The sequence below is a fragment of the Pseudomonas sp. ASL9 genome, from assembly GCF_056680335.1.
In genome coordinates this window covers 4367710-4386719 of the sequence record NZ_CM155277.1, presented here as the reverse complement: position 1 = coordinate 4386719, position 19010 = coordinate 4367710, and the positions used below count along the sequence as shown (strand labels likewise).

Annotated in this window: 17 protein-coding genes; 3 read left to right on the top strand and 14 right to left on the bottom strand. The window is 57.8% G+C overall.

All coding sequences use genetic code 11. From position 1 onward, the window contains the following. Nucleotides 1-76 precede the first annotated feature (76 nt). The 4 genes from guaA to AC1ME2_RS20300 form a co-directional block, all read right to left on the bottom strand. Nucleotides 77-1654 (bottom strand): glutamine-hydrolyzing GMP synthase, encoded by a 1578-nt coding sequence (gene guaA / locus AC1ME2_RS20315; protein WP_480436279.1) that lies wholly within the window; start codon nucleotides 1652-1654, stop codon nucleotides 77-79. Between the two features lie 165 nt (nucleotides 1655-1819). Further along, the gene (gene guaB, locus AC1ME2_RS20310; protein WP_480436277.1) at nucleotides 1820-3289 is read right to left on the bottom strand and encodes an IMP dehydrogenase; all 1470 of its coding nucleotides are present in this window, start codon (nucleotides 3287-3289) and stop codon (nucleotides 1820-1822) included. 84 nt (nucleotides 3290-3373) lie between these two features. Beyond that, on the bottom strand, nucleotides 3374-3931 hold the full coding sequence (locus tag AC1ME2_RS20305) for a sugar ABC transporter ATPase (RefSeq protein WP_480436276.1): 558 nt from the start codon (nucleotides 3929-3931) through the stop codon (nucleotides 3374-3376). 68 nt (nucleotides 3932-3999) lie between these two features. Continuing rightward, on the bottom strand, nucleotides 4000-4770 hold the full coding sequence (locus AC1ME2_RS20300; protein ID WP_480436275.1) for a sulfite exporter TauE/SafE family protein: 771 nt from the start codon (nucleotides 4768-4770) through the stop codon (nucleotides 4000-4002). Nucleotides 4771-4881: 111 nt separating this feature from the next. On the opposite strand from AC1ME2_RS20300, the gene xseA reads away from it, so the two are divergent. Together xseA and AC1ME2_RS20290 are read left to right on the top strand one after the other, a co-directional pair. Next, nucleotides 4882-6261 carry an exodeoxyribonuclease VII large subunit gene (gene xseA / locus AC1ME2_RS20295; RefSeq protein WP_480442246.1) on the top strand — a complete coding sequence of 460 codons (1380 nt, stop codon included), beginning with the start codon at nucleotides 4882-4884 and terminating at the stop codon, nucleotides 6259-6261. Nucleotides 6262-6268: 7 nt separating this feature from the next. Further along, nucleotides 6269-7111 carry a peptidoglycan DD-metalloendopeptidase family protein gene (locus tag AC1ME2_RS20290; RefSeq protein ID WP_480436273.1) on the top strand — a complete coding sequence of 281 codons (843 nt, stop codon included), beginning with the start codon at nucleotides 6269-6271 and terminating at the stop codon, nucleotides 7109-7111. Between the two features lie 10 nt (nucleotides 7112-7121). Here the strand turns inward: AC1ME2_RS20290 and AC1ME2_RS20285 are convergent, their stop codons facing one another. Beyond that, nucleotides 7122-7451, bottom strand: coding sequence for a hypothetical protein (locus AC1ME2_RS20285; protein WP_480436271.1), 330 nt, complete (start codon nucleotides 7449-7451; stop codon nucleotides 7122-7124). A gap of 420 nt (nucleotides 7452-7871) precedes the next feature. On the opposite strand from AC1ME2_RS20285, the gene leuA reads away from it, so the two are divergent. Continuing rightward, nucleotides 7872-9542 (top strand): 2-isopropylmalate synthase, encoded by a 1671-nt coding sequence (gene leuA / locus AC1ME2_RS20280; protein ID WP_480436270.1) that lies wholly within the window; start codon nucleotides 7872-7874, stop codon nucleotides 9540-9542. 170 nt (nucleotides 9543-9712) lie between these two features. Here the strand turns inward: leuA and AC1ME2_RS20275 are convergent, their stop codons facing one another. The 9 genes from AC1ME2_RS20275 to ispG form a co-directional block, all read right to left on the bottom strand. Continuing rightward, nucleotides 9713-10519: an IS3 family transposase gene (locus AC1ME2_RS20275; protein WP_480442245.1), complete on the bottom strand. Its 807-nt coding sequence runs from the start codon at nucleotides 10517-10519 to the stop codon at nucleotides 9713-9715. A gap of 26 nt (nucleotides 10520-10545) precedes the next feature. Further along, on the bottom strand, nucleotides 10546-10848 hold the full coding sequence (locus AC1ME2_RS20270; RefSeq protein WP_480435584.1) for a transposase: 303 nt from the start codon (nucleotides 10846-10848) through the stop codon (nucleotides 10546-10548). Between the two features lie 224 nt (nucleotides 10849-11072). After that, a complete protein-coding gene (locus AC1ME2_RS20265; RefSeq protein WP_480436269.1) occupies nucleotides 11073-11864 on the bottom strand; it encodes an amidohydrolase in 792 nt (263 codons plus the stop codon). Then, complete coding sequence (locus AC1ME2_RS20260; RefSeq protein ID WP_480436267.1) at nucleotides 11857-13017, bottom strand: pyridoxal phosphate-dependent aminotransferase; 1161 nt, start codon at nucleotides 13015-13017, stop codon at nucleotides 11857-11859. The genes AC1ME2_RS20265 and AC1ME2_RS20260 overlap by 8 nt, the downstream gene beginning before the upstream one ends. A gap of 120 nt (nucleotides 13018-13137) precedes the next feature. After that, the gene (der, locus tag AC1ME2_RS20255; protein WP_219061138.1) at nucleotides 13138-14601 is read right to left on the bottom strand and encodes a ribosome biogenesis GTPase Der; all 1464 of its coding nucleotides are present in this window, start codon (nucleotides 14599-14601) and stop codon (nucleotides 13138-13140) included. Between the two features lie 160 nt (nucleotides 14602-14761). Then, entirely contained in the window at nucleotides 14762-15913 is a 1152-nt protein-coding gene (gene bamB / locus AC1ME2_RS20250; RefSeq protein WP_480436264.1) for an outer membrane protein assembly factor BamB, read from the bottom strand. Beyond that, nucleotides 15906-16547: a tetratricopeptide repeat protein gene (locus AC1ME2_RS20245; RefSeq protein ID WP_480436262.1), complete on the bottom strand. Its 642-nt coding sequence runs from the start codon at nucleotides 16545-16547 to the stop codon at nucleotides 15906-15908. Before AC1ME2_RS20245 ends, bamB begins: the two co-directional genes overlap by 8 nt. Before the next feature lie 39 nt (nucleotides 16548-16586). Then, nucleotides 16587-17876, bottom strand: a complete 1290-nt coding sequence (gene hisS, locus AC1ME2_RS20240; protein ID WP_480436261.1) for a histidine--tRNA ligase — start codon at nucleotides 17874-17876, stop codon at nucleotides 16587-16589. Nucleotides 17877-17899: 23 nt separating this feature from the next. Beyond that, nucleotides 17900-19009: a flavodoxin-dependent (E)-4-hydroxy-3-methylbut-2-enyl-diphosphate synthase gene (ispG, locus tag AC1ME2_RS20235; RefSeq protein WP_480436258.1), complete on the bottom strand. Its 1110-nt coding sequence runs from the start codon at nucleotides 19007-19009 to the stop codon at nucleotides 17900-17902. Nucleotide 19010 lies beyond the last annotated feature (1 nt).

The following is a 19010-nucleotide window of genomic DNA, read 5'->3' as shown; positions in this document are numbered from 1 at the left end:
CACGCGTGCAGTCTTTCGTTCTGCACATGCAAAAAAGCCGCTGATTTGATCAGCGGCTTTTTAACTCAGCTAACGATCATTCCCACTCAATGGTCGCTGGCGGCTTGCTCGACACGTCGTAAGTGACGCGGGAGATACCTTCGATTTCATTGATGATGCGGCCGCTGACGGTTTCAAGCAGTTCGTAAGGCAGGTGTGCCCAACGCGCAGTCATGAAGTCGACAGTTTCCACGGCGCGCAGGGCCACGACCCAGGCGTAACGACGGGCATCGCCCACCACGCCTACCGATTTCACCGGCTGGAACACCACGAATGCCTGGCTGACCTTGTGATACCAGTCGGCCTTGCGCAGCTCTTCGATAAAGATGTGGTCAGCACGACGCAACAGGTCGGCATATTCCCTTTTCACTTCACCGAGAATCCGCACACCCAGGCCTGGACCAGGGAATGGGTGACGGTAGACCATGTCATACGGCAGGCCGAGTTCGAGGCCCAGGCGGCGGACTTCATCCTTGAACAGTTCGCGCAGCGGCTCGACCAGCTTCAGGTTCATCTCGTCCGGCAAACCACCCACGTTGTGGTGCGATTTGATCACGTGAGCCTTGCCGCTTTTCGCGCCAGCCGACTCGATCACGTCCGGGTAGATGGTGCCCTGAGCCAGGTACTTGATGTTGTCCAGCTTGCAGGATTCGGCGTCAAATACATCGATGAAGGTGCGACCGATGATCTTGCGCTTCTTCTCTGGATCGCTCTCGCCCGCCAGATTGTCGAGGAACTGATCTGCAGCGTTGGCGCGGATCACTTTGACACCCATGTTCTCGGCGAACATGGCCATCACTTGCTCGCCTTCATGCAGGCGCAGCAGGCCATTGTCGACAAAGACGCAAGTCAGTTGATCGCCAATGGCTTTGTGCAGCAATGCCGCAACCACCGAAGAATCGACACCGCCAGACAGACCGAGCAGCACGTTATCGGTGCCAACCAGGGCACGGACATGCGCGATGGCGTCTTCAGCGATGTGCGACGGCGTCCACAGGGCTTCGCAGCCACAGATGTCGAGAATGAAGCGCGACAGGATGCGGCCACCCTGCTTGGTGTGGGTCACTTCCGGGTGGAACTGCACGCCGTAGTAGCCACGTTTGTCATCGGCCATACCGGCGATCGGGCAGCTCGGAGTGCTGGCCAACACATGAAAGCCTTGCGGGATTTCAGTTACTTTGTCGCCGTGGCTCATCCACACGTCGAGGCCGAAAACGCCGTCAGGATCAACGTGATCTTCAATGCCATCGAGGATGCGGCTCTTGCCCACCACATCGACACGGGCATAACCGAATTCGCGCAGCTCGGAACCCTGCACGCGACCACCCAGCTGTTCAGCCATGGTCTGCATGCCGTAGCAAATACCAAAGACCGGTACGTTCAGGTCAAACACTGCCTGAGGTGCACGCGGGCTATTGGCCTCGTGTACGGACTCGGGGCCACCGGCGAGAATGATCCCGCGCGGGTTGAATTCGCGAATCGCTTCGTCGTCCATGTCGAACGGATGCAGTTCGCAATACACACCGATCTCACGCACGCGGCGGGCGATCAACTGAGTGTACTGGGAACCGAAGTCGAGGATCAGGATGCGATGGGCGTGAATGTCGAGGGCCATGACTCTTCTCTCGTGAATACCAAAAACAAACGCGGGGCTGCTAGCAGCCCCGGATTACCTGTGGGAGCGAATTCATTCGCGAAAGCAACAACGTGGTCCATCAGACAGAGCACGTAGTCCGCTTCCCGAATGAATTCGGTCCCACAGGAATAGCTAATTTCGCGTTTAGCCTACGCGGTAGTTCGGTGCTTCTTTGGTGATCTGCACGTCATGGACGTGGGACTCAGCCATGCCGGCACCGGTGATACGCACGAATTCAGGCTTGGTGCGCATCTCTTCGATATCCGCGCTGCCGGTGTAACCCATCGAGGAACGCAGGCCGCCCATCAATTGGTGAACGATAGCGCTCAGCGAGCCTTTGTAAGCGACCCGGCCTTCGATGCCTTCCGGCACCAGCTTCTCGGCACCCTCGGAAGAGTCCTGGAAGTAACGGTCGGAAGAGCCCTGCGCCTGAGACATTGCACCCAGCGAACCCATACCGCGGTAAGCCTTGTAGGAGCGACCCTGGAACAGTTCGATTTCGCCTGGCGCCTCTTCGGTACCGGCAAACATCGAGCCCATCATCACGCAGGAAGCACCGGCTACGATGGCTTTGGACAGGTCGCCCGAATAACGGATGCCGCCATCGGCAATCAACGGAACGCCCGTGCCTTCAAGGGCAGCAGCAACGTTGGCAATGGCACTGATTTGCGGCACGCCGACACCGGCAACGATGCGCGTGGTGCAGATGGAACCAGGACCGATACCGACCTTGACCGCATCGGCGCCCGCTTCAACCAGCGCCGTGGCAGCAGCGCCCGTGGCGATGTTGCCGCCAATGACCTGCACTTCAGGGAAATTCTCTTTGACCCAACGAACGCGATCGATCACGCCTTTGGAGTGACCGTGGGCGGTGTCGACCACCACCACGTCAACGCCGGCCGAGACCAGGGCTGCGACGCGTTCGGCAGTGTCCTTGCCGGTGCCGACCGCAGCGCCGACACGCAGACGACCTTGGTCGTCCTTGCTCGCCAGCGGGTACGCCTTGGCTTTTTCGATGTCTTTGACGGTCATCATGCCCTTGAGCGCGAACTTGTCGTCGACGATCAGGACTTTTTCCAGACGATGCCTGTGCAGCAGCTCACGCACTTCGTTCTTGTCGGCGCCTTCACGAACAGTGACGAGACGCTCTTTAGGCGTCATCACTTCACGGACAGGAACATCCAGACGGTTTTCGAAGCGCACGTCACGGGATGTCACGATGCCGACCAGATCGCCATTGTGCATCACCGGTACGCCGGAAATATTGTGCAGATGCGTCAGTTCAAACAGGTCACGTACCGTGGCATCAGCCTCGATGGTGATTGGGTCCTTGACGACGCCGGCTTCGAACTTCTTGACCTTACGCACTTCGGCAGCTTGCTGCTCGACGGTCATGTTCTTGTGGATAATGCCGATACCACCTTCCTGAGCCATGGCAATTGCCAGACGGGCTTCAGTCACGGTATCCATTGCGGCAGAGACCAGCGGAATGTTCAGCTCGATGCCACGTGTCAAACGTGTCTTCAAACTAACTTCGTTAGGAAGTACCTCGGAATAACCGGGCACTAGGAGAATGTCGTCGAAGGTTAGAGCTTCTTGGCTGATACGCAGCATCGCGGGGGCTCCCGAGCGGGAAATTGGAAGCGCGCCATTATACCCATACCGACCTCTCGGCTCAATGTAAACCTCAGCCTATTATCAATCCGCGTCCAAATGCACTTTGACGAACGAAACCGGCCGGTCAAGACGCTCGGCGAATTCATCGAGAAAACTCTGTTTGAACGGGGCGTCCAGCCAGTTATTGAAGATGAAGCCCAAATTGGAAAAGCCGCAGGCTTGCAGGAACAGGAAGCCATTGATGTCGTCTTCATGCCCGCATTCCGGGCAGATGAAGTTATCGGTGTGACCCGGCATCCAGTCTTCCAGGCTGTCGAACAGCGCTTCACCCACTTCTTTTCTGCACTCAGGGCATCCGGCTTCTTCGGCAAAATCGGTCAGCGGGGTAAAGATGCAGCGCTTGGTGACGATCTCCAGACCGTTGATCGCTTGACCAAACGGTAAGGCGTCCGGATTTTCAACGACATGCCGAGCACCGGGCGCAACGGCATAGGCCATCTTGCTGAAACTGCGGCCGCAGGTGGTCAGTTCTTGCTCGATGATGTTCTTGTTCATCAGCCAGCGCAGGATCAGCCGAGCCCTGGCCTCGTGAGCCGGGAAGTCGGAAATCTGCGGGACGATGATACTTTGGGTGTTCATGAATGACGCCTATTGCTGCTGCTTAATAAGGCAGCTTAATCCCCCCCTCTCGCAGGTCAAGTACTGGCTCATGTGGATAAGTAGCGACCGATCAACGCAATGCCACTGGCCAGCACCAGCCAGGTGACCAGGCGCACAAACGCCTCGCGCGACAGTTTCATGGTCAGCGAACGGCCAATCCATGAGCCCACGACCATTGCCGGAAACAGGCAAGCGGCGAGCATCAGCAACGGCATTTCGGCGTACACCCCCGCCAGCAGAAACAGGCTCAACCGAACAATGGTGCTGCAACTGATCAGTGCCGCCTGGGTCGCCCGCGCCTGCACCTTGGAAGGCAAACGACTGTTCAGGTAAATCGCGTAAAGAAAACCACCACTGCCAAATAACGCACCGAACAGGCCGCCAATGGTGCCCATCGGTATCGCCCAGCCCGCCGCGAGCTGTGTCGGACGGACTTTTACCCCTAGGCTATAAAGCGCGTAAGCGGTGATGAACAACCCCATCAGCAACAGCAATACGTCGGACTTGAGGTTGAGCAGAAACACCACGCCCAAGGTGCAGCCCACCGCCATGCAAGGCAGCAGGCGTAGGAGTTCGGCCTTGACCACCGATTGGCGCGAAGGCAGTAGATTGCCGAGTGCTGCGATGAAATCCAGCAGCACCAGCAGCGGAATGATCCGCGACAACGTCATGAAATTGATCAGCACCGGCCCGGCGATCAACGCCGTACCAAACCCGGCGATGCCAAACACGATATACGCGCCCATCACGCCCAGCTCGATCAGCACCCAGTCGAGGGGCGTGAACGCCAGTTGATTGAACAGCTCAACAAGGGTCATTAGCTCGCGTCCATGAGTGCAAGGGCGCTGACTTTAGCAAAAACGAACGAGGTCCTGTCGGAGGACGTATCCGTTCGACACAGCTGCGGTGACGCCTTTATCATGCCCGCCATGATTAAAGACCCCTTCGCAAGACTCGGCCTCGACCGGGAAGTCCTCACCGTCAGCCAGCTCAACGGCCGCGCGCGCGTGCTGCTGGAGGATGTGTTCAGTAATATCTGGGTTGAGGGCGAAATCTCCAATCTGTCCCGCCCGGCTTCCGGCCATGTGTATTTCACCCTCAAGGACAGTGGCGCCCAGGTGCGTTGTGCGCTGTTCCGGCAAAGCGCAGCACGGGTTCGTCAGGTATTGAAAGACGGTCTGGCCGTGAAAGTGCGCGGCAAGGTTTCGCTGTTCGAAGGCCGTGGCGACTATCAGTTGATTCTCGACACCGTCGAGCCCGCCGGTGAAGGGGCCCTGCGCCTGGCCTTCGATGCACTGAAAGACAAACTCAGCGCCGAGGGCCTGTTCAGCGCCGAACGCAAAGTACCGCTGCCTTTGCATCCGCGTCGCATCGGCATCATCAGCTCGCCTACGGGCGCGGTGATTCGCGACATCATCAGCGTGTTCCGTCGCCGTGCGCCGCAGGTCCAACTAACGTTGATCCCGACCGCCGTCCAGGGGCGCGAGGCTATCGCGCAAATTGTCCGTGCTTTGAAACTGGCCGATTCTCGAGGTTTTGATGCCTTGATCCTGGCCCGTGGCGGCGGCTCGCTGGAAGACTTGTGGTGCTTTAACGAAGAAGCGGTCGCCCGCGCAATCGATGCTTGTGTGACGCCGATTGTCAGCGCGGTCGGGCATGAGACCGACGTCTCGATCAGCGATTTCGTGGCCGACGTGCGCGCGCCGACACCCTCGGCTGCGGCAGAGCTGCTCGCACCAGACTCCAGCGACCTGCAGCGTCGGGTCGATAACTTGAAGCGTCGGTTGGTGACCCGCATCCAGGATCGCTTGATGCGCGAGCGCCTGCGCCTGGAAGGCATCTCTCGACGCTTGCGGCATCCTGGCGAGCGCCTGCGTCAGCAAGCACAGCGTCTGGATGATCTGGACATGCGCCTGCGCCGTGCCTTCGAGCAGCTCACGCAAAAACGAGCTGCACGCCTGACTCATCTGCAAGCGCGCCTCGCCGCCCAGCACCCGGGGCGCACCCTGGCGCTACTGAAACAACGGCTCGACAGTTTGGCCCAACGCTTGCCCCGGGCGATCCGCGAAACGATCAAGACCCGCCGCTTGCAGCTGCAAAGCCAGATGCAGACCCTGCACGTGGTCAGCCCGCTGGCAACGCTGAGCCGTGGCTACAGCATCCTGCTCGATGAACGTGGTCATGCAATTCGCAGCGCGGAACAAACCCATAACGGCCAGCGCTTGAAAGCCCGGCTTGGCGAAGGCGAATTGCAGGTGCGTGTCGAAGACAACCACCTGGCGCCCGTCACCCTCTCTCTTCTGGATTGATCCATTGATGCCGCGTTTTATTGCGCCACTTTTTGCACTGTGTCTGGCCCTGCCCGCGCAGGCCGCAGACGACAGTTACATCGCCCGCCTGCTGAACAAGCCAGTACCAGGCGGCGTCGCGGTGGTTGATCTGGGTGCCAACGCACAGACGCCGCAAGCCAGTTATCAAGGCAAACCGGTGTTGGTGGTCAAGGAACAGGACGCACGCTGGCTGGCGATTGTGGGTGTGCCGTTGACGATCAAGCCCGGCGACCAGCAAATCACCGCCAAAACCGCCAGCGGCACCCGCAACCTGAATTTCACCGTCGGCAGCAAGCATTACCCCGAACAACACATCACCCTGAAGAACCAGCGCCAGGTCAACCCCAACCCTGCCGACCTGAAACGTATTGATGGCGAACTGGCCGAGCAGATTCGTGCTTACCGTAGCTTTACCCCGGGGACGCCGAGCAACCTGCTGTTGGACAAGCCGGTGAACGGGCCGCTTTCGAGCAAGTTTGGCGTGCGACGATTCTTTAATGGCGAAGAACGTAACCCCCACGCGGGTCTGGATTTCGCTGTACCCGCGGGCACCCCGATCAAATCGCCAGCCGCAGGCAAGGTGATCCTGATCGGCAACTACTTCTTCAATGGCAACACGGTGTTCGTCGACCACGGCCAGGGCTTTATCAGCATGTTCTGCCACATGTCGAAAATCGACGTGAAGGTTGGCCAATCAGTAGCCCGTGGCGGCGTGGTAGGCAAAGTCGGCTCAACCGGCCGCGCAACCGGGCCGCACATGCACTGGAACGTCAGCCTGAATGACGCACGGGTCGATCCGGCGATTTTCATTGGTGCGTTTCAGCCCTGAGTTGCCTATGTCATTCGTCATTGGGTCCAAACCACTGGCGAAGGCGCTCCTGGGTTTCCTCACTGAATCCGGACAACTCCTGTTCAGTCAGAAGGTTTGCGCTACACATAGACATTAAATGGGTTTCGGCATGGGTTCGTGAGAAATTCAAGGAGTCAAAGATCGCCGATACCTCCTTGATTCCGCCATCTACAACCCGCTTTGTGCCGTGAACCAATTCACGACTGGTTTTTCCCCGAGCTGCCACTGCCCCCTGAACATCATGAAAAATGCGATCGTACAGCCGCTCTACCGCCAGCGGCTTCAGCTTGCTAAGCAGTTTCCAATCCGACTCTTTCATCACCCATTCCTTATTCAAATTCAGCGATGGCAATTTTTACCCAATATCGACGCTCGGCCAACCCCGATACCGCGCCGCCCCTTTCGCAGACAAGTCTGCCAAGACGATAGCTCAAGTTGCGCAACAGTCGAAGCCCGCGCAATAGCACAGCAGCATCCCTTAAAATATCGCTATAAAAACCCAATAAAAACGTTAAATAGCGAATTTATCTCAATTTTCAAGCACTGCTTGCCAACTTTCACCTCAATGGTTACGGTTGACGACATGAAAACCTCACATACCCTCATTCTGTTGCGACAACATCGCTGCCTCTGCCTGGTCAGTGCACGACTGCCAAGCTAGATCGCGGTGCCTCGCCCCTTTCTTTCGTTTCTACGGTAGGCCGCCTCTATCCGGCCAGCACAACAAGGATTTCTCCCAATGGCAATGCTTAACGATCCCTCGACCAAGTACCGCGCGTTTCCGACTATTGACCTGCCTGACCGCACCTGGCCTTCGAAGACCATCACCGCGGCGCCCATCTGGTGCAGCTCTGACCTTCGCGACGGCAACCAATCGCTGATCGAGCCAATGGATGCGACCAAGAAACTGCGCTTCTGGAAGACACTGGTCAGCGTTGGCGTCAAGGAGATCGAAGCGTCGTTCCCGGCCGCATCGCAAACCGACTTTGACTTCGTCCGTACCCTGATTGAAGGCAACCACATCCCGGATGACACCACCATTCAGGTGCTGACCCAGGGTCGTGAGGACTTGATCGCGCGCACGTTCGAATCCCTGCGCGGGGCAAAGAAAGCCATCGTTCACCTGTATAACGCTACCTCGCCTTCGTTCCGCCGCATTGTCTTCAACCAGGACAAAGCCGGCGTGAAAGAAATCGCAGTCAGCGCTGCCAAGCTGTTCGTCAAGTTCGCCGCCCAGCAGCCTGAAACCCAGTGGACCTTCGAATACTCGCCAGAGACCTTCAGCGCGACTGAACTGGAGTTCGCCAAAGAAGTGTGCGACGCGGTGATCGAGGTCTGGAACCCGACGCCTGAGCACAAAGTCATCCTCAACCTGCCAGCAACTGTTGAAGTGGCTACACCCAACATATATGCCGACCAGATCGAGTGGTTTGGCCGCAATATCAATCGCCGCGACAGCGTGCTGATCAGCCTGCACACCCACAACGACCGTGGTACCGGTGTTGCAGCCACTGAACTGGGCCTCATGGCGGGCGCTGATCGCGTTGAAGGTTGCCTGTTCGGTAACGGTGAGCGTACCGGTAACGTCGATCTGGTGACCGTGGCACTGAACCTCTATACCCAGGGCATCAACCCTCAACTGGACTTCTCTGACATCGACGGCGTGCGCAAGGTCGTCGAGGAGTGCAACCAGATTCCGGTCCACCCACGCCATCCGTATGTTGGCGATCTGGTGCATACCGCGTTCTCTGGCTCGCACCAGGACGCCATCCGCAAAGGTTTCAGCCAACAACAACCTGACACCTTGTGGGAAGTGCCTTACCTGCCGATCGACCCGGCCGATATAGGGCGCAGCTACGAGGCGGTGATTCGGGTCAACAGCCAGTCAGGCAAGGGCGGCATCGCTTACTTGCTGGAACAGGAATATGGCATCTGCCTGCCACGCCGGATGCAGATCGAGTTCAGCCAGGTGGTTCAGGGCGAAACCGATCGCCTGGGCCTGGAAATGAGCGCGCAGCAGATTCATAGCTTGCTGCACCGCGAATACCTGCAAGCCAACGTGCCGTACGCCTTGCTCAGCCATAAACTGCAGGAAGAAAACGGCAACAGCTCGGTGGATGCTGAAGTCCATTGCGATGGCGATACCCAGCACTGGCGCGGCAAGGGCAAAGGCGCTCTGGAAGCACTGGTCGCCAGCCTGCCGGTTTCTGTAGAAATCATGGACTACAACGAACACGCCATTGGCGCCGGGACAACGGCCAAAGCAGCCGCTTACATCGAGCTGCGGGTCAATGGTGATCGTGCGGTCCACGGTGTAGGCATCGATGAAAACATCACCACCGCCAGCTTCCGCGCACTGTTCAGTGCCCTGAATCGCTCGCTGAGTCAAGCCCAGGCCAAAGCCGCGTAAGGTTCGCCCGAAAAAAAACCGGTCTGAAATGAAAATTTCAGGCCGGTTTTTTTATGTTGATTGCTCGGTCCTCTTCGCAGCGGGACGCGTAACTGCACAATATATCCGTGCCAGACCCTCTGTAGGAGCCAACTTGAACTGGTCAAGTAATTCTGGACACCTGTTAAGGTTTACGCCGCCATTTGCTCCATAGCTATCGGTGATTGATAACCGTTATAGCTGTGGAGTCTGGTGCGGTTGTAGTACATCAAATAGCTCATTACATCAGCTCGCGCTTCTGCTTCCGTGGCATAGCCCTCAGGGGGTACCCACTCTGACTTCAAGCTTCCAAAAAAACGCTCCATAGGTGCGTTATCCCAGCATTCGCCTTTACGACTCATGCTTTGCCCCATTTCCAGCGCTGTCAGTTCGTCGCGAAATTTGTGGCTGGTGTACTGACAACCCTGATCCGAGTGAAACAGAACTTGCTTAGGCCGTCCCCGAAGCTCGCCAGCCATCTTCAACGCCTCACAGGCCAGCGTGGCATCGGAGATCATCGATAGCGCCCAGCCCACGATACGACGGGCATACAGGTCTAATACAGCCGCCAAATACAACCATCGTTTACCGGCTTTTATGTACGTTATATCGCCGAGCCATACCTGGTTCGTGGCCTCAACCTTGAACTTGCGTTTGAGCTCATGGGGAGCTATCAGCGCTTCTGTACCGGAGGACTTGTACTTGTGCGGTCGACGTTGATGACTGACGATATTGGCCTCCCTCATCAAGCTGCGGGCCATGTAACGTCCCACCTGATGACCCTGCGCCTGCAACGCCTTGGACAGCATCCTTGTGCCCGCAGCCCCTCGTGAAGTTGTATGTATTTTAACGGCGGCGACCTTGAGCTGCTCTCGTTGCTTGTTAACTCGGCCACGACGACTGAGCCAGTCATAGAAGCTGCTGCGGTTGACTTCCAATACCCGGCAACAACGTTTAATGCCGTAATGCTCGCCCAGCCCTTCGATCAGTACAAACGATCTTTGGAGTCCGACAGCAGGAGAGCACCAGCCTTTTTTAAGATTTCGATGTCCATGTCTTTTTGCTTGAGAAGGGCTTCGAGATGTTGAATACGCTTTTGCTCAGGTGTGATTGCCTTGGTTCCGACTGGCGCTTTTCCCTGACGCTCCTTGCGCAACTGATCAACCCACCGACGCAGTGCGGTCAGACCGATATTCATGTTGGCGCAGACATCTTGGACAGACTTATTCTCGTCCAACACCAAGGCAGCAGCCTTGAGCTTGAACTCGGTGGAGTAGGAAACCCGCATGGCTTTAGTCAATTTACACCTCTGATTTGGGCGCCATCATAGCGCCCGATGAAGGTGTCCAGAATCATTAGGCCAGTTCAGCTTGTTGGCGAAGGGCTTGATGCCGTGTGTCAGGTATGACGCCTCGCGAACAAGACTGCGCGTCCCGGTTGCCCCTACAGTTTGAACTGCCCTCCAAATGTTGGACAGTGATTGACTAAGCTACGCGTCCCGCTGCGAAGGGCTTAATGCAGCTCAAACACATCAGCATCCAGATTCGCCGGGAAGCGTTTGCGGTAGGCGGCCAGATCGGCAGCGCTCAGGCACACTTGAAACACCCCATCGGCCTCACCGGCGCTAAACAGGCTTTCGCCCTGAAAGTCGAAAACATGGCTATCGCCGGTGTACGTAAAGCCCTTACCGTCAATGCCGACTCGATTGACTGCGGCGACGTAGCAGAGGTTTTCAATGGCGCGAGCGGGTAGCAGACGGTTCCAGTGCAGACGTCGTGCGCCGGGCCAGTTGGCGACATACAGCAGCAGGTCGGTGTCTTGCGCATCACGACTCCAAACCGGAAAACGCAGGTCGTAGCAAATCAACGGCCGGATTCGCCAGCCTTTCAATTCGAACTGGACCTGACGCTCGCCCGGGGTGAAGTGCTTGTGCTCCCCCGCCATGCGAAACAAGTGGCGCTTGTCGTAATGCAACAGCTCACCGTCGGGGCGCGCCCACAGTAGGCGGTTGCGATGGCTGCCGTCTGCGGCCTGAACGATCAGGCTACCCGTCACGACCGCATCCAATCGCTTGGCCTGGGCCAGCATCCACTTGGCAGTGGGGCCGTTTTCCGGCTCAGACAAGGTTTCGGACTGCATCGAGAAACCGGTGGTGAACATCTCTGGCAGGATAATCAGATCGGCACCCCGAGCCTGATCCAGCATCAGCTCGAAATGTTCATAGTTGGCCTCGCGGTCTTGCCACGCCAGTGTGGTCTGGACCAGCGCTATATTGAGGTTGGGCAGTTCGCTTAGATCACGCATGGTTTTTGATCACACATAGTTTTTCCGCTGCCTGACGCAACGTCTCCTCACGTTTGGCAAAGCACAAACGAATCAGGCGCTGCCCTGCTGGTGGGTCTTGGTAAAAGACCGAGATAGGAATAGAGGCGACCCCATGCTCGCGGGTCATCCACAGCGACATGTCGACGTCATTCAGATCCGGACGGATGCTGGAGTAATCCACCAACTGAAAGTAGGTCCCCGCCGCGCGACTGAAGCTGAAGCGCGAGGGTTCAAGCAGATCGCAGAACAGATCGCGCTTGGCCTGATAGAACGCGGGCAACTCTTCGACATGCTCGGGATGCTCGGCCATGAAATCGGCCAAGGCATATTGCAGCGGCGTTACGCCACAGAAGCTCACGTACTGATGGATCTTGCGCAACTCGTCAGTCAAGGCTGGAGGCGCAACAACGTAGCCGGTTTTCCAGCCCGTGACGTGATAGGTCTTGCCGAACGAACTGACCACGAACGCTCGTTGGTAGAGCTCCTCATGGGCCAACACACTGGCGTGCTGTACGCCGTCGAATACCAGGTGCTCGTACACTTCGTCGCTGACCAGATAGATGTCGCGATTGGCAATCAACGCCGCCAACTTATCGAGGTCATCGCGGGTGATCAAGGCGCCGCTGGGGTTGTGCGGGCTGTTGAGGATGATCATGCGCGTGCGCGGACTCAGCGCTTCGCCGAGCTTCTGCCAATCAATGGCAAAATGGTCCAGGCCCAACTGCACATGCACGCAGCGACCACCGGCCAACTGAACCGAAGGCTCATAACTGTCGTAGCACGGATCGAACACGATCACTTCGTCGCCAGGCTGAACCACCGTCTGGATCGCGCAGAAAATCGCCTGAGTCGCGCCGGGGGTGATGGTGACTTCGCTGTCGGCATCCACCTGACGGCCATAGCTACGGGCAATCTTGGCTGCAACTTGTTGGCGCAGAGCAGGCAAGCCGGTCATCGGCGAGTATTGGTTGTGACCATCAGCGATGTGCCGACCAACGGCATCACGCAACGCTTGGGGGCCGTCAAAATCAGGAAAACCCTGGGACAGGTTGATTGCCCCGGTCTGCGCGGCGAGCTGGGACATCACGGTAAAAATGGTCGTGCCGACATTCGGCAGCTTGCTGGTGATCATGGGCCATTCCCTTGCTTACACCCGGCTCTACAGCGGCGCGGGAAACAAACAGGATAGCCCATACCGCACGCATAAAAAAAGGCGCCATTGGCGCCCTTCTCAAGAATATCCGTTACGGGATCAACGCTTATCCTTGCGCTTTTTGTCGGCCTTCTTGTGGTGCGACATCATTCGACGCTTTTTGTTGACCTGACGGTCTGTCAGCGTGTTCTTGTTGCCTTCGTACGGGTTCTCCCCGCCTTTGAACTCGATCCGGATTGGCGTACCGACCAGCTTCAACACACGGCGGTAAGTGTTTTCCAGATAACGGACATAGGACTTGGGTACTTTCTCGACCTGGTTGCCGTGGATCACGATCAACGGCGGGTTAGCGCCACCCAAGTGAGCATAGCGAAGCTTGATGCGGCGGCTGCCAACCATCGGCGGTGCGTGCTCGCTGACCGCGTCTTCAAGAATCTGAGTCAGGCGGTTAGTCGGCCAGCGGGTAACCGCGGACTTGAACGAGTTCTGAACCGATTGGTAGAGATTGCCCACGCCCGTGCCGTGCAAGGCCGAGATAAAGTGGATGTCGGCGAAGTCGACGAAGAACAAGCGACGTTGCAGCTCGATCTTCACGAACTCGCGCTCGCTCGGATCCATGCCGTCCCACTTGTTCAAGGCGATAACCAACGCACGACCGGACTCCAGGACAAAGCCCAGCAGGTTGAGGTCGTGATCGACCACACCTTCCCGGGCATCCATCACGAAGATCACCACGTTGGCGTCTTTGATCGCTTGCAGGGTTTTCACCACCGAGAACTTTTCGACTTCCTCGTGGACCTTGCCGCGCTTGCGCACACCGGCGGTGTCGATCAGCGTGTACTTCTCGTCGTTACGCTCGAACGGGATGTAGATGCTGTCGCGAGTGGTGCCAGGTTCGTCATAGACGATAACCCGGTCTTCACCGAGCATGCGGTTGACCAACGTCGATTTACCGACGTTAGGACGGCCGATGATCGCGATTTTGATGCCGTCTTTTTCGCTAGGACCGGGAATGCGCTTGGCTTCCTGGCCTTCGGCGACGTCTTCGGCCTCGATCTCTTCTTCAGGGTCTTTCGGGAATTCGCTCAGGGCGATTTCCAGCATCTGAGTGATGCCGCGACCGTGAGCACCGGCAACCGGGATCGCATCACCCATGCCCAACGGGCTGAATTCAGCGCGTGCCATCTCGGGATCGATGTTGTCGACCTTGTTGGCAACCACGTAGGAACGCTTGCCACGCTTGCGCAAGTGCTCGCCGATCATTTGGTCAGCAGCGGTGAAACCGGCGCGGGCGTCTACCAGGAACAACACGACATCGGCTTCTTCGATGGCCAGCAGCGACTGCTCGGCCATCTTTTCGTCCATGCCATGTTCATCACCAGAGATACCGCCGGTGTCGATCAGGATGTAGGAACGCCCTTGCCACTTTGCCTCACCGTATTGGCGATCACGGGTCAGACCGGACAGGTCGCCGACAATGGCGTCACGCGTCCTGGTCAGGCGGTTGAACAAGGTGGACTTGCCGACGTTCGGTCGACCCACCAGGGCGATTACGGGAACCATGCGGCTCTCCACTTCGTTATTTCAGAAAATACAAAAGCCGCTGCATGGCAGCGGCCGGAGTTCGGAGCGGCACTCAAAGTACCGCAAGCCTTGCCGGAGCAAGGCTGCAAGAGGCCCTATGTTTCAACGCATAGACAGCAGCCTCAAGCATAAACAGCCACTACTTGATCGTCAGGGCTTCCAGCGTGCCGCTGTTGCCAAAAACATAAATCATGTCGCCAACAACCACCGGCCGGACGCGCAGACCATCGCCGTCAATTTTTTCACGGCCAACGAAACGACCATCAACCTGGCTCAACAAGTGCAGATAGCCTTCCATGTCGCCGACCGCTACGTAGCTGGAAAACACTTCCGGCGCACTCAACTGGCGACGCGCCAACGCATCGTTGCTCCAAAGAGCCGTCGACGAACGCTCGTCGACGCCCTCGACAGTGCCGTTGGCCAGACTCACGTAGACGCTGCCAAAACCTTGAGCGACACCCGCATAGCTTGACGCATCACGCTGCCAAAGCACACGACCGCTCTCCACATCCAGACCGGCGACGCGACCCTGGTAGCTTGCGACGTACAACGTGCTACCGGACAACAGCAGCCCACCGTCGATATCGACAACACGATCCAGCTCCGAGCGACCTTGTGGAATGGCGATACGCTGCTCCCAGATCGGAACACCGTTCGACGTGTCCAGGGCGACGACTTTACCCGTTGACAAGCCTGCCAGCGCAAGGTGACTGGTCACGATAGGTGCGCCGGTACCGCGCAATGTCAGCACCGCAGGTGTGCTTTCATAGAGCCAGCGCCGGTTGCCCGTGGCGGCGTCGAGGCCGACCACGCGGTCACCCTGCGTCTGTACTACGACCACGTCACCATTAGTGGCAGGCGGTGCCAGCACTTCACCGGAAACGCGAGCGCGCCATTTTACGTCACCGGTGGCGGAGTCCATCGCCACGACTTCGCCCTTGAGCGTACCGAGCATCACCAGACCGGAGCCTACGCCAACGGCACCGGAAACAGGCAGTTCAAGGTCTTTTTTCCAGATCACGTCGCCCGTCATGCGGTCCAGGGACATCACCACACCGGTCACGTCCGCAGCGAAGATATGCTCACCTTCGACCGCCGGAACCACCATATTGTAGATTTTGCCCTGGCCATCACCGATGGAGCGGCTCCATTGCTTTTGCAGAACCACTTCTTCTTTGAAGTCGGTCAGCTCAGCCGGTGGCAATTCCTTTTTGCTGTTGCTGCTGCAACCCGCAGCCAAAATGACCAAGGCCAGCAATGCTGCATGTTTCCAACGCTTCACGTCACGCATCCCCTTTCGCCAGGTCGTCGAGTTTCATTTGTAGGCCACCCACTGCCGCTTCTTGCGACAGCGCGGATTTGGCTTTTTGGTAAGCGGCGTGCGCCTCGTCGGTGCGGCCTAGCTGTACCAGCAGGTCGCCCTTGAGTTCTTCACGGCTGGCCAGGAATGCTTTGTCGGCATCACCGTCGAGCAGCTTGAGTGCTTCGTCGACTTTGTTCTGAGCTGCCAATACCCGAGCCAGACGCTGACGTGCGATCTCACCCAGCATATCGCTCACTGGCTTGTCGGTAATGGCTTTGAGCTCAGCAGCAGCATCATCGAGCTTGCCGGTATCGACCGCCACTTTGGCCACGAACAGGCTGCCGTACTGGGCATAAGTCGAGCCACCGAATTCGCTTTTCAGCTTGGTCGCGATGTCCGCAACGCGTGCGGTATCAGGCTGACCGTTGGGGGTCAGGGTCGTTTCCAGCAATTGCTGATAGAGCATCGAAGCGCCTTGCGACTGATTGCCCTGATATCTGTGCCAGGCCTGCCAGCCAAATACCACGACCAACGCCAGCAAACCGCCAGTGACCAGGGGTTTGCCGTTGCGTTGCCACCAGTCCTTCATCACGGCCAACTCTTCATCTTCGGTACGCGACACCCCAATACTCCTATTCGCTAAAACGGCTGTTTATCAGCTTCAACCCTGCACGACGCAGGCGGCCAGGTGCTCGGACAGAGCATCCCAGGCAATATTTTGTTGTTCGCCCTGGCCACGCAGGGGTTTGAAACCGACCACGTGCTGAGCCAGTTCATCGTCGCCCAGGATCAGCGCGTACAGCGCACCGCTCTTGTCGGCTTTTTTGAACTGGCTTTTGAAACTGCCAGCGCCAGCATTGACCTGCAAACGCAGGTTCGGCAACTGGTCACGCAAACGTTCGGTCAGGGTCAATGCAGCGAGTTCGGCCGCTTCGCCGAAAGCACACAGATAGACGTCGACCTGGCGCGAGATTTCTTCCGGGATCTGCCCCAGGGTTTCCAACAACAGCACCAGACGCTCGATCCCCATCGCGAAACCGACGCCAGTCGTAGGCTTGCCGCCCATCTGCTCGACCAGTCCGTCATAACGACCGCCGGCACACACGGTGCCTTGGGCGCCCAACTGATCGGTGACCCATTCAAAAACGGTTTTGCTGTAGTAGTCGAGCCCGCGCACCAGCTTGGGATTGATCACATACGGAATACCGGCGGCATCCAGACGCGCCTTGAGGCCGTCGAAGTGGATGCGCGACTCGTCGTCGAGGTAATCCACCAGCTTCGGCGCGTCCACCAGAACGGCCTGGGTTTCAGGGCTCTTGGTGTCGAGAACGCGAAGCGGGTTGGTTTTCAGACGACGCTGGCTGTCTTCGTCGAGCTCGCTCAGGCGCGCCGACAGGAATTCAACCAGGGCCTCGCGATAACGCCCGCGCGCTTCGCTGGTGCCCAGGCTGTTGAGTTCAAGCTTGACCGCGCCACGGATGCCCAGCAGGCCCCACAGACGCCAGGTCAGAACGATCAGCTCGGCATCGATATCCGGGCCATCGAGATTGAAGACTTCCACACCGATCTGATGAAACTGGCGATAACGTCCTTTCTGTGGCCGCTCGTGACGGAACATAGGGCCAATGTACCAAAGCTTCTGCACCTGGCCGCCACCGGTAATGCCGTGTTCAAGCACTGCGCGCACACACGCGGCGGTGCCTTCAGGGCGCAGGGTCAGCGAGTCACCATTACGATCGGCGAAGGTGTACATCTCTTTTTCGACGATGTCGGTCACTTCACCGATGGAGCGTTTGAACAGCTCGGTGAACTCGACGATCGGCATACGGATCTGACCGTAACCGTAGTTATCCAGCAGACGCGACACTGTGCCCTCGAAATACCGCCACAGGGGCGTCTGATCGGGCAGGATGTCGTTCATGCCACGAATGGCTTGCAGTGACTTACTCACGAAAAATCCTTAAAAAATGCTGATTAGCCGCGCGCGATGAGCGCTGCGTCGGCTGCGACCTTTTCGGCCGCTCTCTGACGGATCAAGCGTTCAAGCTCATCCACCAGATTGTCATTGGTCAGCTTCTGGGCTGGCTTGCCGTCGATGTAAATCAAGTTCGGCGTACCGCCGGTGAGGCCGATATGCGCCTCCTTGGCTTCGCCCGGACCGTTGACCACACAACCGATCACCGCGACATCCAGCGGCACCAACAAGTCTTCAAGACGCACTTCCAGTTCGTTCATGGTCTTGACCACATCGAAGTTCTGCCGCGAGCAGCTCGGGCAGGCGATGAAGTTAATGCCACGGGAACGAAGATGCAGCGATTTGAGAATGTCGTAACCGACTTTCACCTCTTCGACCGGGTCAGCAGCCAACGAGATGCGGATAGTATCGCCAATCCCGTCGGCGAGCAGCATCCCGAGGCCAACGGCCGATTTCACTGTGCCAGAACGCAGGCCACCGGCTTCGGTGATACCCAGGTGCAACGGCTGAATAATTTGCTTGGCGAGCAAGCGGTAGGCTTCCACCGCCATGAATACATCGCTGGCCTTGACGCTGACCTTGAAGTCCTGGAAATCCAGGCGATCCAGATGCTCGACATGCCGCAACGCGGACTCGACCAGCGCGGCCGGTGTCGGCTCGCCATATTTTTTCTGCAGGTCTTTTTCCAGCGAACCGGCGTTAACCCCGATACGGATCGAAATGCCACGGTCACGGGCGGCACTCACCACGGCACGTACGCGATCTTCGCGACCGATGTTGCCGGGGTTGATCCGCAGGCAGTCAACACCCAGTTCGGCCACACGCAAGGCAATTTTGTAGTCGAAGTGGATGTCGGCAACCAGGGGCACCTTGACCAATTGCTTGATCCGGCCAAACGCCTCGGCAGCGTCCATGTCTGGGACAGAAATCCGCACGATATCGACGCCAGCGGCTTCCAGACGATTGATTTGCGCAACAGTGGCCGCGACATCGTTGGTGTCGCTGTTGGTCATGCTCTGCACCGCGATGGGCGCATCACCACCCACAGGGACAGAGCCGACCCAAATTTTACGAGATTCGCGACGCTTGATCGGGGATTCGCCGTGCATG